The sequence below is a fragment of the Streptomyces sioyaensis genome (assembly GCF_004122735.1).
In the GTDB taxonomy this organism is placed as follows: domain Bacteria; phylum Actinomycetota; class Actinomycetes; order Streptomycetales; family Streptomycetaceae; genus Streptomyces; species Streptomyces sioyaensis.
On sequence record NZ_SDIF01000091.1, the window covers coordinates 13,461 to 28,114 of the forward strand.

The 14,654-nt window shown below is 71.7% G+C and carries 9 protein-coding genes; 2 read left to right on the forward strand and 7 right to left on the reverse strand.

What is annotated here, in order from left to right:
- Positions 1 to 211 precede the first annotated feature (211 nt).
- Entirely contained in the window at positions 212 to 565 is a 354-nt protein-coding gene (locus EST54_RS25100) for a DUF6086 family protein (RefSeq protein ID WP_129249995.1), read from the reverse strand.
- Positions 562 to 4,644 (reverse strand): polymorphic toxin-type HINT domain-containing protein, encoded by a 4,083-nt coding sequence (locus tag EST54_RS25105; RefSeq protein WP_161989321.1) that lies wholly within the window; start codon positions 4,642 to 4,644, stop codon positions 562 to 564. The genes EST54_RS25100 and EST54_RS25105 overlap by 4 nt, the downstream gene beginning before the upstream one ends.
- 345 nt (positions 4,645 to 4,989) lie before the next feature.
- Between EST54_RS25105 and EST54_RS25110 the strand changes: the two genes are divergently transcribed.
- Together EST54_RS25110 and EST54_RS25115 are read left to right on the forward strand one after the other, a co-directional pair.
- Positions 4,990 to 5,496 (forward strand): hypothetical protein, encoded by a 507-nt coding sequence (locus EST54_RS25110; protein ID WP_239013687.1) that lies wholly within the window; start codon positions 4,990 to 4,992, stop codon positions 5,494 to 5,496.
- A 115-nt stretch (positions 5,497 to 5,611) separates the two neighbouring features.
- Positions 5,612 to 7,174 carry a S1 family peptidase gene (locus EST54_RS25115; RefSeq protein ID WP_239013688.1) on the forward strand — a complete coding sequence of 521 codons (1,563 nt, stop codon included), beginning with the start codon at positions 5,612 to 5,614 and terminating at the stop codon, positions 7,172 to 7,174.
- A gap of 25 nt (positions 7,175 to 7,199) precedes the next feature.
- On the opposite strand, the gene EST54_RS25120 is transcribed toward EST54_RS25115, so the two are convergent.
- The 5 genes from EST54_RS25120 to EST54_RS25140 all read right to left on the reverse strand — a co-directional run bounded on the left by EST54_RS25120 (position 7,200) and on the right by EST54_RS25140 (position 14,145).
- Positions 7,200 to 7,712 (reverse strand): GNAT family N-acetyltransferase, encoded by a 513-nt coding sequence (locus EST54_RS25120; protein ID WP_129249998.1) that lies wholly within the window; start codon positions 7,710 to 7,712, stop codon positions 7,200 to 7,202.
- A gap of 67 nt (positions 7,713 to 7,779) precedes the next feature.
- A complete protein-coding gene (locus EST54_RS25125) occupies positions 7,780 to 8,475 on the reverse strand; it encodes a TetR/AcrR family transcriptional regulator (RefSeq protein ID WP_129249999.1) in 696 nt (231 codons plus the stop codon).
- Positions 8,476 to 8,607: 132 nt separating this feature from the next.
- Positions 8,608 to 10,578: a hypothetical protein gene (locus EST54_RS25130; RefSeq protein ID WP_129250000.1), complete on the reverse strand. Its 1,971-nt coding sequence runs from the start codon at positions 10,576 to 10,578 to the stop codon at positions 8,608 to 8,610.
- 130 nt (positions 10,579 to 10,708) lie between these two features.
- Entirely contained in the window at positions 10,709 to 10,939 is a 231-nt protein-coding gene (locus EST54_RS25135; protein ID WP_129250001.1) for a DUF397 domain-containing protein, read from the reverse strand.
- 35 nt (positions 10,940 to 10,974) lie between these two features.
- On the reverse strand, positions 10,975 to 14,145 hold the full coding sequence (locus tag EST54_RS25140; RefSeq protein ID WP_129250002.1) for an alpha-N-acetylglucosaminidase: 3,171 nt from the start codon (positions 14,143 to 14,145) through the stop codon (positions 10,975 to 10,977).
- Positions 14,146 to 14,654: the final 509 nt, after the last annotated feature.

Below are 14,654 nucleotides of genomic sequence, written 5' to 3' on the forward strand. Positions count from 1 at the left end.
TCAGAATCAATCCGGATTCCGGACGCGGAAGTTCCGATCCCTCACTGTCACTCTCTCTGTATCGCCACGGCCGGAACTTCCGGTCGAACGAGATGGGGAGGGTCGCAGTGGGCTGCTGCCCTTCCTCAGCGGGCGAATGGGTTGGCATCAGCGACTCGATCGAGATTCCGTGTTGGTTGGTTCTTGCGGGGCGCGAGTCATCCTGTTTCGTCTACATCGAGCCTGCGAAAATTTCCACTTCCTCAAGAAGGGAGGCCTCCCTCTCGGATTTTGGGCTCAGCTTCACCCCGCCGCGCTCCAGCATCACGAGGGAGGCGAGCAGCACGCCTCGCATAAGCCCGTGCTGAACTGGGTGGCGTGTTGAGGCATAGCACTCGAGCAGTGCCTCGACGAACTGTCGGAATACTGGCACGTCCACCGCGCATGTGTCGTCATCTGCCGGTGTCAGGCCAGTAGGGCGCTGGACCAGGTCTGCCGCGCTCTCCGCGAAAGACAGGTACCACCTCCCCATGCGGAGCGAGGGGTCCCACAGAGTATGGCCGGCAGCCTCGAAGTAATAGCTCATGGGGCAAACTCCAGTCTGATGTCAACGCCCGGGTTGGCTTGTCGGAGATTGCCGACATGCTGTTCCAGAGCGGCGCGGAAACGCGGATCAATCAAAGGATTCGTCAAGCGGAATCCGATGGGGGAATCCTCATATCCGGGCATGTGCTGGCGCGCCTCCAGATACTTCTTCAACTTCCCGTCGATCTGCTTTGAAATCCACGTTTCGTCGCCGTATAGTGCGCTCTTTTCTTCCCACAGCACCCCATCGTCGATGTGGTCGATATCAGTGATCCTGTTCCCGGTCTCCGGGTGATACACATCGTAATCCCGCTCGCCCTCAAGGTGCCCGCAACGGGAATTGTGCACCAGGACCGGCGTGCTGCCTGCCAGAACGTAGTAGGTGTGGAGCTCGTCGACGGTGAGGTTGTAGGTGCGTGCGTGCTTGTCGAACGGGCGGTTCGCCTGGACGCGGACGGTGGTTCCGTCGTTGCTCAGCAGGGTTGTGCCCGGAGTGAGCGCCTGGGCCTGGAGCCAGCGGTGTTGCGAGGGGCTCCAGAAGGGGTGCTCGTAGGTGGCGTTGAGTGTGCGCGGGCCGTTGGGGGTGGTGAGCGTCAGTTCGTTGAAGTGTTTGTCGTCTTCGGTGACGATCCGGCGGGTGACCTTGCGGGGTGCGGTTCTGCCCGTTTCCGGGTCGGTCGCAAGGACCTTCTCACCTGGCGTGATGTCCTCGATGTTGCGCGTGGAGCGGTCGCCCATGAGGACTCTGGTGCCGGCCGGGAAGCACTGGGTGCACCCCTTCTCAAGGAATCGCAACGCCCGGTACGTCCTGGAGAGGAGTCTGAGTTTGGAGCCGAAGGAGACATCCTGCGCGAGTTGCAAACAGGTTTCGAGGTCTCCTGTTTGTGCGCACTCCTGGAGCATTCCGATGCCGATGAGGTCTTTCTCGAATTTCCAGATCTTCTCAAGGCCGGGTTCGAGTTTCTCTCCCGCGGCGAGGATGGTGCAGTAGCCCTCGTTGCGGATGCACCAGCTGGGGAAGTTGTGGGCGGCGTCGCAGCCCATGACCCCGCACATGTACTGATCGCGGGCGATCTTTCCCGGGTCCTTGGCGGCCTTCTTCTTGGCTTCGGCCTCGGCCTTGCGCTGGGCTTCGGCTTCGGCCTTGAACTTGTCGAGGGCGATGTTGAAGGCTTCCTCGGCCGCCTTGTGGGCGGCGGTGGCGTCCTTGCCGGCCGCCGTGGCGGAGGCGCGGGCGCGGCGGGCTTCCGCCCAGGCGGTGTTGGCGGAGACGTGCGCCAGCTGCGCGGAGACCGTGGCATCGGCGGCGGAGGTGGCTGCGTTGGACGCCGCGTGGTTGGCGTCGGCCTCGGCCTTGCGGGCGGTCTTGGCGGACTCGGCGGCACGGGCCGCGGAAGCTTCGGCTTCCTTGGCGGACTTCGCCGCCTCGGCTGCGGAAGCCTTTGCCGCATCGGCCGACGTCTGGGCCTGCTTGGCGTACTTCTTGGCCTCGTCGGTCTTCCTCACGGCCAGAGCGGCGACCCTACGTGCCTCGGCGGCGTTCTGCTGCGCGGTGGCCGCGGTACGTGCCGCCTCGGCGATCAGCTGCTGGACGCGCGCCTTGTGGGTGGCGGCCAGCAGGTCCTTGCGTTGGGCGGTGTACTGACCGGCCTCGATGAAGGTGTGCAGCAGTTGCGGCGGGCTTTCCAGGGCGATGCGGCCGGCGGCCTTCATCTCCGGCCCACCGCTGTTGATCAGCTGGGCGGCCCGGACCCGCTCGTCCTCGGTGCGGGCGGTGTACTGCCCGGTGGCCAGGAACTCGCAGTATTTGTCGGTGGATCCGGAGTTCAGCGCGGCCCTGCCCGCTTCCCGGACGCCGGGGCCGCCACGATTGATGACCTGCGCGATCTCGACCCGGAAGTCCTCCGCACCGGCCTGATACTGCCCGGTCGCCAGGAAGGCACTGATCTGCGCCGCATCCCCCTTGAGGGCCTGCTCGGCGGCGTTGCGCACCGACTCCAGGGGACTTTCGCCGGCCAGCCGCCCGACGTCGACCCGGTCGTCCTGCTGGAGCGCTTCCTTCCACCCGGTGCGTACGTATGCGGCAACGTCGTCATCCGCACCGCCCAGGGCCGTCTCGGCAGCCGCCTGGCTCCACGGACCGCCGGACTTCATCGCCAGCAGCGCGACCTTACGGCCCTTGACGACCACGTCCTTGGCGTCGGCACCGTCCTGGCCTGCCTCGGCAGCCAGGCGCTGCGCCTCGGTCTGGAACTTCTTGAGTTCCTCGGCCGCCGCGGTCCGATCCGCCTGTAGTTCGTCGTTGTCCGCCTTGAGGTCCTTGGCGTGCTCGATCCCCTCGTTGGTACGGGTGAGGATCTCCGCGGCCTCGAACTCCCGCGCCAGGGCGTAGATGTCCTTCGCCTTGTCGACCGCCGCACTCGCGGCGTCGGCGTCCTCCTGGGCGGCCTTGGCGTGCGCGGCGGACTTCGTCGCCGCACTCGCCGCCTCCCCCGCGTGATCGGCAGCCTCATCGGCGTCCTTGGCCGCAGCGTTGGCATGCTTGGCGGCCGACCTGGCGGCATCCCGCGCCTGACCGGCGGCCGTGGCGGCCTTGCGGGCCAGGGCGGTGGCGGCGTTCGCGGCACGGGTGGCCTCATCCGCATGGCGGCGCGCCTCGGCCGCCGCACGCCGCGCCTGTGCGGCATGCGCATCGGACTGACCGGCGTAATTCCCCGCCTCCTCCGCGGCGTTGGCCGCGGCCTGGGCGTTGGCGCCGGCGGCAACGGCGTCCTGGGCGGCATCCCCGGCGTCCGTCGCGGCCTTGTGGGCCTCATCGGCGGCATCCGCCGCCCGGTCCGCGCCCTGGGCAGCCGCCCGCGCAACCTCGGCAGCCTTGCGCGCGGCAGAAGCATCACCGGCGTTGATGGCCGCGGCAGCGGCCGCACCCCGCGCGCGGGAAGCCGCCTGCGACGCACCCGCCGCCGCGGACGCCGCCTGAGCCGCGGAATTCGCCGCCACCCGGGCCGACTGCGTCGCTGCCCGAGCCGCCCCTATGGCCTCCTGCGCGGCAGATGCCGCCTGCGAAGCCGCCGAAGCCGCCCGCTGCGCCGCGCCGGCCGCCTTCCGGGAGTCGTCCTTGGCCGCCTCGGCCTCGGTCGCCGCCGCCTTGGCGGCTTTCTTGGCCAATTCCGACGCCGTCACCGCATGCGCCGACGCCTTCTTGGCCGCCTCGGTCTCCGACTTCGCCCGCCGGCCCGCTTCCCGAGCCTCCTCCGCCAACTCCGCGACAGAGGTCTGCTCCTCGTCACGGGCACGCGCCACATACTGGCCCACCTCAAGGAACTCACGGATATCGTCCGCGGAACCATTGAGCGCAATCCGACCGGCGGTACGAACCTCAGGTCCACCGGAATTCAGAATCTGCGCGAGCTCGACCCGCTGATCCTCATCCCGCTTGGTGTACCGGCCCTCTTCCAGGAACTTCCGGACGTCCTCCGCCGAACCGTTCAGCGCGGCGCGCCCGGCTTCCCGGACACCGGGTCCGCCCTCATTGATGATCTGGGCGACCCGGACCCGCTGATCTTCCGCAAGCGGACCCTGCCAGCCGTCTTCGAGGAATGCTGCTAGGTCCTCCGGGGTTCCGTCGAGTGCGGTGCGTGCGGCTGCCTGCAGCGACCGGCCGCCCACATTCGCCTTCTGGGCGGCGGCCACCCGATCGTCCTGGAACGTTTCACCGTTGACCACCGCGAAGAAGTGCATAACGTCGTCTTGATCGCCCGTGAGGGCAACTTCGGCGGCGGCTCGGACCCCCGGACCTCCGGCCTTCCACTGCTCAACGACCCAGGCCCGCCTGGCCGGAATCAGCGCACTGGTCTGCTCACCCGGGTCCGTGGCCCCGTCGTCCGCCCACGCAGGCGCAGGCGCGAGCAGGCCCGCCAATAACGCGCATAACAGGCTCAGGTGCAGCGCGCGTATCGCGCGGGTCACCCTCCCTCTGCCCCTTCTTGAACGCATTCTTCTTCTCAAGGAAATACGCTTCCTGTTCGTCAGCAAACCTCGTTGCCGGATATCGAATATCAGCGGGAGGAGCATAACCATGCCGCGCATTGTGAAATCTGTGGGATTTCAAGCTGTCGAGCGGCAGGAACTGGCCACGGGTGGAAGGGCTCTGCGTCTTACGGGAATGCCGAATGGCGGGAATCTGCCCTCATGGCCCCCTGCTTGCCGGTGAGACCTGCCGGCAAGCGGGGAGGACCGTAGCACGCAAACACCAACTGATGCCCCATAGAGTGACTCACATCACATTGCATAGATTCCTCGCAAACAAACCCTGTCCGATTTTGACCGTGGTTTCGTGATACCTTCCCCTCTCGCTTCTTACGCTGTCATGACAACCACGGGGGACTGCGGATGAGCTGTCACCCATCCCTGGAAGGACCGCTGGTGAGCTCTCGAACCCGCAGCCTGTTACTTGCTGCCGGCCTGTTCAGCCTGCTCGGCGCCGTGCTCGGCCTGCCCTCGCCGCACTCCGCCTCCGCCGCCCCGACGGGGGTGACCGCCGGTGGCGAACCGCCCTCCGCGGTGGAGGAGTTCGACTACCCGGACGCGGCGAAGATTCTTGAGAACAAGAAGATCAAGCTCCTCAAGGGGGACGGGCACCTCCTGCTCGCCGACTGCGGCAACTCGCCCCAGCAGATCAAGATCTGGACGCGGGACGGAGGCGACTTCTGCTTCCTGGCCAACGCCAGCCGCGGCTACGTCACCCTGGAAGTTCACAAGGTGTGGGCCCTGGAGACCGCGAGCCACCCCATCAGCGCCGATCTCACCTCCCGGGGCAAGACCGAGACCGTCAACGTCTCCAAGACCGGGCCCCAGGACGGCTATCAGAGCGTCGGTGAAGGCACCGACAGCGACCCGTCCGTGCTCGTCGAACTCCGCGTCACCGGCTGACGCGTACCGAGCGCCCCACCGGAGAACTGACTTCAAGCTCTGACTTCACGATCTGACTTCAAGGGATAGTTACATGTCTGGCATACGTCCGCGCCGAGCCTGGATGACCTTAACCATGGCCGCCACGGTCGCAAGCAGTGCGCTGCTCACCGGCTCCGCGCACGCCGTCTCGGGAGAACCTGCCAAGGACGGCACCTACGCGTTCACCGTGAAGCTCGACATCGAGCGCGACGGCGGCAAGCGCAGCTGCTCCGGCGCGCTCGTCGACAAGCAGTGGGTCCTGACCGCCGCGCGGTGCTTCGCCGCCGACCCGGGCAAGGACTTCAGGATCGACGAGGGCGCCCCCAAGGGGAAGGCGACGGCGACCATCGGCCGCACGGACCTGTCGGGTACGGGCGGCAGTGTCACGGACATCGCCGAACTCGTCCCCTACGCGGGCCGCGACCTGGTGATGGCCCGGCTGGCCAAGCCGGTCGGCGGCGTCACCCCGGTGGCCATCGGCACCAACCCGGTCGCCACGGGCGAGCAGTTGACGGTCGCGGGCTTCGGCCGCACCAAGACCGAGTGGGTCCCGAACACCCTGCACACGGCCGCGTTCACCGTGGACGAGGTCCAGAACACGTCGATCGGCATCACCGGCAAGGACGCGGCGGTCTGCAAGGGCGACACCGGCGGACCGGCGCTGCGGGAGAGCGGTGGCCGGGTCGAGCTGGTCGCCGTCAACAGCGCCTCCTGGCAGGGTGGTTGCCTGGGCACCGACCCGGCCGAGACTCGCACAGGTGCCGTCGATGCCCGGGTGGACGACCTGGGCGCCTGGGTGCAGCAGGTCCGCTACCGTCCGGTCTTCGCCGGCGCGCCGTGGGAGAAGGCCACCCACATCGCCTCGGGGTACTTCACCGGCGGCTCGGCCGGCGGTACCCGGCACATGGACATGATCGTGCGCTGGAACGACGCGGAAGTCACCCTCTACCAGGGCTCCGACGACAAGGACCCCCGCCACCCCTTCTCCGCCGAGTACCAGCTGGCCAAGAGGCCGGATCCGGGCAAGACGAGCATCTGGCAGTACGCCAAGCAGATCACCGGCGCGAGCTTCGGCGGCGGTACGGACGGGCTGGTCGTGCGTTGGGGCGACGGTGAGCTGACGCAGTACACCCACGTCGACAAGAACGGCTTCCACGGGGAGAAGCAGCTCGCCAAGGCCAAGAACACCCTCTGGCCGCACGCCCAGCAGATCACCGCCGGCCGCTACACCGCCAACGCCCAGCGCGACGACATGATCGTCACCTGGGACGACGGCCGCGTCACCTTCTACAACGACCTCGACACCAACGGCGTCCGCACCGAGAAGACGCTGGTGCAGAAGAACACGACCTGGTCGCACGCCGACCAGATCAGCGCCGGGGAATTCACCGGCAAGAAGACCGCCGACCTCTTCGTGCGCTGGTCCGACGGCGAAGTCACCGTCTACCCGGGCGTCGATGCGGCCGGTACGCACGGGGAGATCCAGATACGGCCGCGCAAGTCGTTCTGGATCAACGCGACCGTGGTGACTGCCGGCGCCTTCGTCGCCAACGACCGCCCCAACGACGTCCTCGTCCGTTGGGCCAGCGGGAAGGTCACCCTCTTCCCGGGCCTCGACGCCGCCGGCCTCCACAGCGAAGTCGGACTCGGGAACTGAACCTTGGGCCCGGAGGCGTCCGGCGTCAGCGGTCCAGCCGCTTTTCGAGGAGGGTGACGGCGTACTTGCTGCCGCCCGTCCCCTCCTTGAAGGGCTGTTCGCCGACGACGGTGTAGCCGGCGTCCTCGTAGTACGTGCGCAGGCGCGGGTTGGAGGAGACACAGTCCAGCCGGGACCAGGCCCGGCCCGCCTCGGCTATCCGTCGCTCGGCATGGGCCAGCATCGCCCGGCCCGTGCCGGCCGGTGCCCGGTCGCGGTCCACCATCAGCCGGTGCACATAGCCCGCCTCCGGGGGCTGCGGGCCCCACGCGGGTTCGTCCTGCCACCACAGTTCGAAGGCGCCCACCGGGCGCCCGGCGGCCTGGGCCAGCCAGACCTCCCCGTCCGCCCGCCGCCGGCGGAAGTGGTCCGCGTCCTTCTCGCCGGGCTTCCACTGCGCGATGCCGTTCTCCTGCATCCAGCGGGCCGCGGCGTCGTACAGGGCGACGAGGGCGGGCAGATCGGCGCCGTCGTCGGCGAGCCGGAAGGTGATTTCCATGCCGTGATTGTGGCGGACCGGTCCGGGAGCGGTGCCCAGGGCCCCGGCGAAGAGCCCCGCCGCTCGCTCAGGCCGGCTCCGGCAGCTCCATCAGCCGCCCCACCAGATCCGCGAAGATGCCGTTCTCCGGTTCGTCGGCGAGTATCCGGCGGACCACCTGCGCCATCCGCGCGTCGTACGCCGCGCTCACCGCCGCCAGCGCCGCGAAGTCGTGCACCAGCTGGCGTTCCAGCTCCGTGCGCGGCACCCGTCGGCCGTCCAGCCAGAGCAGTGCGGTGGTCTCGGCCAGCGAGATCCAGGAGCGGACCACCATCTCCAGGCGGGGGAAGGGCCGGGAGACGTCGAGATGGGCGAGGATCTGCGTGAAGGCGGCCTGCCGGACACCGTCGACCAGCGCGCCCGCACGGCCCGAACCGATGGCCGGGCCGCCGCGCATCAGCGCCGAGAAGCCCCGGCCGTGCTCCGCGACGAAGTCGAAGAACCGCTCCATGACCCGCAACAGCCGGGCGCCGAGCGGGCCTTCGTGCGGCTCCGCGAAGCGCGCCGTGAGCTCCTCGGCGGCCCACCGCAGCGCCGCCTCGTACAACTGCTGCTTGCCCGGGAAGTAGTGGTACACCAGCGGCCGGGAGATCCCGGCGGCCTCGGCGACCTCGTCGATCGACACGTCCTCGGGCGAACGGTGACTGAAGAGGTCGAGGGCGACGGCGATCAGCTGCTCACGCCGCTCCTCGACGCCCATCCTGCGGCGCGCCACGGTCGTCATACGGACCACCCTAACGATCCGGAGCCCGGCGCGGAATCGCGTGCGGAATCACAGATCGGGCACGGACCAGGGGTTTTTGCGGCGCGTTGGCCGGAAGCGGCGGGCCGGCCGAGGCGCCCGGCCCGCGGACGCTCAGTGCAGCGCCTCGATCCTTCCGCCCGTCTTCAGCCGGCCGGTCAGCTCCGCGTGGTCGCCCGCCGTGGCCGGGGCCGCCAGGAAGCGGCCCGCCGCCTGGGCGTGCAGCCCGCCCCGGGCGGTGATCGAGGTGACCTGTCCGCTGCCGGCGGCCAGCAGCCACCACGTGCCGGCCGGGGACTTCCACAGGACTCCGGCCAATACCCGTGGATTGCGCGGTCCGCAGGCCGTACCGCCCTCGGCGTGCGCCGTGACCGAGCCCGTCGCGTAGGGCGCGCCGCTCGGCGCCGGGGGCTGGATCTGCGCCATCGTGCGGCTGCCCGCACCGCGCCAGGTCTCGGCGCGGGTGCACAGCCAGGCCGCGAGGCCGGCGCCCGTGGGCAGCGGCTGTCGGGCGAACTGCCAGGCGTTCACCGTGCGCACGCCCTGCCCGCGCACCGCGGCCAGTTGGCAGGCCGTACGCGCCCAGGCCGCCTTGGCCTGCTTGCCGGTCACCTCGCCGGGCCGGCGCGGCCTGCCGTACGTCAGACGGGCCGGGGCCAGCTCACCGAGATCGGTCAGCAGCCGCCCGCCGGCCTGCAGTGCCGGCCAGGTCGTGCACTTCTCCGCGGGCTGCGCGGTGGGCACCGGGCTGGTGACCCCGCCCGCCCCGATGACCACCGGCTGGCCCGCCGCGTCCGGCTTGACCAGATCGAGCAGCCGCGCCGACGTCACCCACGGGGCGGTCAGATAGCGCACATTGCCCTGCGTACGGCTCACCACCAGCGCGCTCGCCGCGTCGCCGGCCGCGCCGTCCACCCGGGCGAAGTCCAGCGCGGCTCCGGTGCCGTCGGTCTGCCCGGCGCCGTCCGCCGCCTCCGCGTACCGCACCACCCGCAGCCCGTCGTGCAGCAGCACCACCACGGCGTGGTCCACCACCCCCGCGAACAGCAGCTGGGCCGGGCCGGCCGCCGGGCCCGGCGCGGTCCCGGGCGTCGCCGAGACCTGCACCCCGGCCCCCGGCCTGGCCCACACGGCCAGCGCCCGCCGCAGCAGCGCCTTGTCGTGGATCCGGTCGCCGCGGGCGGGCCAGGCGGCGAAGTCCTGCCGCGCGGCCTGCTTCCAGGCGGTCGCGGAGCTCACCCGCAGCTTCCCGGGGTCCAGGGCCGCCTCGGCGGCGGCGTTGCGCGCGTACGGCGGGGCGGCGGCGCCGTCCGGGCCCCAGCCGTCGCCCGGCATCCCCAGCAGCGCCCCGCACACCAGCACCGCCGCACTCGCCGCCAGCACCGCCCGGCCGTGCTGCCGCCGCCGGATCAGATCCGTCGGCCGGGCCTGCAGCGCACAGGGGTCGAACTCCGGCGACTCCAGCAGCGACCGGTCCCGGCTGCCGGCCGGCGTCGCGGCCCGCTCCGCCTCGTCCAGCGCCTCCCGGGCGTGCGCGACCCCGGCGGCCTCCAGCACCCGGCGCGCCTCGGGCGTGCTCAGCCGCTCCAGATCGCGCAGCACGAACGCCGCCCGGGCCGGGCCGGACAGCGCCGACAGCGCTTGGTCCAGCGCGAGTTCATCCGCGCCGCCGGACCGCGGGAACAGCCGCAGGCCCCACACCTGCGGGAACAGCGGCGGCCGGCGGACGGCGCGGCGGCCGGACAGGGCGGCCCGCAGGACCCGCAGCCGTACGAAGGCGTAGCCGGGGTCGATCGCGGCGTCCGTGCCGGCGCGTTGGGCGGGAAGCCCGAGGCCGCGGGTGGAGCTGCGCTGGCGCGGCAGGGTCCGCTGCACCACGCCGTGGGCGGCCAGCACCCGGCGGCCGCGGCTCTGGCCGGGCGGCAGCACGAGATAGGCCAGCCGGACCAGCCGGGGATAGTGCTCCACCAGCGCCGCCTCGGCCTGCTCGACGTCGATGACGTCGCCGGCCTCCTCGCTGCCGGCGGGGGAGCCGCGGTCCACGTGCCGGGGTGTCGCCTGCTGCTGTCTCTGCTGCTGCTTCACGTTCCGTGAAACGAGTGAATCCTGTGATGGTCACCGGCCCCCCGGGCGCTCCGGCGCCGGCCGGACACGGCTGCGGCCACCGCGGTGTGCCCACCGCGATGGCCGCCCGACCGCCGACCGGACCCCGTCGTCAGTGCTTCAGGTCGAACTCGCCGTCGCGCGCGCCGAGGACGAACGCCCGCCACTCCGCCTCGGTGTAGCGGAGTACCACATCGGGGTCCGTGGAATTGCGCATGGCCACCGCGCCGCGCTCCAGGAAGGCGATCTCCACCGCTTCTTCCGCGTCGCCCGGGGCGCGCTGCCAGGTGGCGTCGGAGATGTCCAGGGCGTAGAGCCACTCTTTCTCCGCTGCGGCACTCATACCGTGTTTTTCCCCTCGCTCGTGGTGCGTTGCGGTCAGCGTACGCGGTGGCCGGATGCGCTTCCAGTGACCGTCCAGCGACGGAAGGTTGCCGTACCGCGGTCCCCGGTCGCGGAGTTGGCGGCCGACTGGTGCAGTCCGGTGTCCTGCCGGGCGGCGGCTCCGGGGGCGCGGACGGTGGCGATCTCGCGCCAGCCGGCGCCGCCGTCGGTGGAGCAGGCGCCGGTGTACGTACCGGAGCGCCCCGCGTCCGGGCCGCGGGTCAGCCGCAGCAGGACGGGCGCGGTGACGCCGGTGAGCCGCCGGTAGGTGTCCAGGGTGCCGTCGCCGTTGGCGTCGTAGGACAGCACGACGCCGTTGGCGGGCGTCACGGACAGGTTGAGGAAGCCGAGGGCGTCCGGGGAGCCGGGGGCGGGGGTGGCCAGCCGGTTGCGGACGACGAGGCCGGCGCGGGCCCAGGGGCCGGTCGGGTCCTGCGCGCTCACCTCGACCGTCACCGAGCCGCCCGCGGTGAGCGCGTCCGGCCGGTAGACCGCGCCGAATTCGGCGGTGGCCTTCCACAGGTCGGCGCCCGCGCCGTTGACCGCGAGCCGGTCGCCGAGCTGGCCGAAGACCGCCGCGTTGGTGGTGACCGTGCGCAACTCCAGGTCCAGCGGCCCCGCCACGAACAGGGTGCCGTGGTGGGCGGCGCGGACCCGTGGCTCGCCCTTCGGCCCGTAGTCGGCGGTGAGGCCGTACGGCAGCGCCGTCAGCGGCTCGGTGAGCGGGCCGTCGGGTGCGGTGACCCGCCAGCGGGCCCGGCCGGTGCCGCCGGGCGGGAGCGACGGCAGCGACACCGGTCCCTGCGCGGTGGCCTCGACGCCGGTCAGCGCGAAGTCGACCCGGCCGGTCGCCCGCAGCCCGTTGACGTTGCGCAGGGCCGCGGTGACGTCGCCGCTTCCGCCCGGCGGCAGCGCGGACGGGCTCGCGGTGACGGTGACGGTGCCCTGGTACGGAGCCTTCGCGAGGGTGTCGTGGACCCGCTGCGCGGTGCGGTACGCCTCGGTCGTGGGGTGCAGCGGATGGCTGGTGCGGGCGCGGGTCCAGGGCTCTTCCAGGGCGTACCAGTCGAAGGTCTTCGGCGGCCGGTCCGCGGCCAGGGCGTCCGCCAGCTCGTCCAAGTACGCCTGCCACTGCGGGAGATGGACCTCGCCGATCAGGCCGTGCCAGTCGCGGTTGGCGTAGTTGGCGAGCGAGCCGCCGTCGGCGGTGGCCCGGTCCGCCCACGTGGTGAGCAGCGCCCGCGCGCTGTGTTCCAGGCGCGCCTCCTCCTCGGGGCCGGTCGCCATGGCCCGGGCGTCCGCCAGCCACGGTCCCAGCAGGAACTGCCGGTGGGCGCCGGTGACGTCCTCGCTGAGCCGCATCAGGTGCAGCCACAGCCCGGACAGCGCACGGAACGTGGCGCGGTCCTTGCGCCGGTAGGCGTCCTGGAGCTGCCCGATCAGCTGCCAGGACCGGTTGGCCAGCGCCTGCCGGGCGGTGTCGGTCAGATCGCGGCGGTAGGCGTCGGAGCCGCGCAGGGCGGGGCGGACGGTCAGCAGCGCCGCGAACGCGGTGTCGAAGGCCGCCGGGTCGAAGGCGGGGGTGTGGGTGGCGTAGACGGTGCCGGAGCGGGCGGCCAGGTCGGGGCGGGCGGCGAAGACCGAGTCGTGCGGGCGGCCGTCCTTGCTGGAGATCTCGTAGGCGCTGGTGCCCAGTGCGGCGAACGCGGCACGGGCCCCCGCGTCGCGGGCGCCGTAGCGCAGGTCGGCATAGCCGTCGAACCATGCGCCGCGGTCCACCGGGCGCTCCCGCCAGGCGAGTTCGCTGAACAGCTCGAACGCGGCCGGGTCGCGTTCGGCGGCCTCCGGCATGTACGCGGTCCCGGCGAGCCTGCTGCCCGGCTTGTCGCGCCAGGCCGGAAAGCGCTCGGCCCAGACGTGCGTCTTGGCGCCGATGGTGGTGCGGCCGCCGAAGTTGGGGATGGAGCCGAACGCGTACGGCACGCCGCCCCAGTCCCGCTCCCGGTCGGTGACCGTCTCCAGGTCGCTGAGGCCGTCCACGATCAGCATCCGGTCGTGGTCGACGGCGTCCAGCAGATCGCGCCGCGGGTTGTTCTGCCAGCCCAGGATCACCCAGGTCGCGCCGGGGCGGGCGGTGCGCAGCGCCCTCTCGACGGCGCGGGCGGCGTCCGGCACCGGGACGTCGCCGGGGTCGCCGCCCTCGTGCAGCAGATCCATCTTGAAGTGGTCGGCGGGGCCGAGGAGTTGCTCCTGGTGGCGGTAGAAGGCGGCGGCCGCCGTGGCGAAGACCTCGGTGCGCGGATCGAGCCAGTCGGGGCGGGGCAGCCCCGACCAGGTGCCCTGCGGCACGGTGCGGGCGCCGGGGTTGCGGGCGGCGAAACCGCCGGGGACGGTGCCGAAGTAGCCGGGCAGTACGGGGCGCATGCCCAGCTCGCGCAGCCGGCCGGTGATCCTTCGGCCCAACTCGGCGCGTTTGGCGATCAGTTCGCTGCTGGTGGGGCCGCCGTAGCCGCTCATGTTCTGCAGCAGCCACCACGGCTGGTGTGAGGGCGCCGGGATCCAGGCGCGGGCCTCGGCGTCGGAGTAGCCGAAGCCGGTCAGCAGCCGGTGGTAGACCGCCTCGGCGCCCGGGGTGACCAGCACCTCGTTCACCCCGTGCAGCGCCAGTACGTCGATGATCCGCTCCCAGCGCGGCCAGTTCGCGTACGGGGCGGTGTAGCCGTCGTGGGTGTCGTTGAGGGCGAAGCGGTGCGGCAGCGCGGTGCCGCGCTCGACGGGGGAGGCCGGGGCGGGCAGCCGGCCGGGCAGCTCCACCTGGTCGCCGGCCCACGACAGATGGGCCCGGCAGGTGTATTTGAGGTACCAGTGGACGCCGGTCAGCAGCACCGCGGGCGTGGTCCCGGCGACCGTGATCCGGCCCGCCCGGCCCTCGACGCGGAACCGGTCGCCGGTGCCGTCCGGGGCGAGCGCCACCAGCTGGAACTGGTCGGCGTGCCGGGGCAGCAGCCGGGTCAGCGCGGCCCGTGCCGGTGCGGTGTCGTACGCCGGTGCCCGCCCCTGCCGGCGGCCGTCCCGCCCGGGGGCGGGGGAGGCCCCGCCGAGCGCCACCCCCGCACCGATCGCTCCGGCGGTCCCCAGCACTGCGCGTCGTGACGGTCGGCTCACGTGTGCCCCCACTGCTCGGTGGTTACAACAGTCGCGTGTGTGGGGGCACGCTAACGGGCAGTCAGCCGCGGTCCAAGTAGGCCTCCGGCCGTGCGGCCGGGGCCGGGCCTGGAGCTGGCACTGGCCCCGGACCTGGCTCCGGACCTGGCCGCGGCCTGCGTTCGGCCCCGGCCGGGGCCCGGTGGCCGGTACCCGTCGCCGGTCGGCCGCCGCGCCGGGCGGCGACCAGTGTTCCGCGGACCCTCATCCCTTCGCTTCCTGGGCTTCACGCGCCCGGCCGGCGGGCCCGGGAACAGTCTGCCGCGTAGAGAAGGGCCAGGTCACCGGGTTGCGCCCGCACTCGGCGTCATCCCGGCACCGCATTTCGGCCGGCCCCGCCGTCTCCCCGCCCGTCGACTCGCACAGCCTCCCCACTCCCCATGGAGGGCTCTCATGAGCGTGGCATCGACCGCGTCCGCCGTCCCCACTCCCGTGCCCACCCACGTCCCCACCCCCGTCCCCGCGAACGC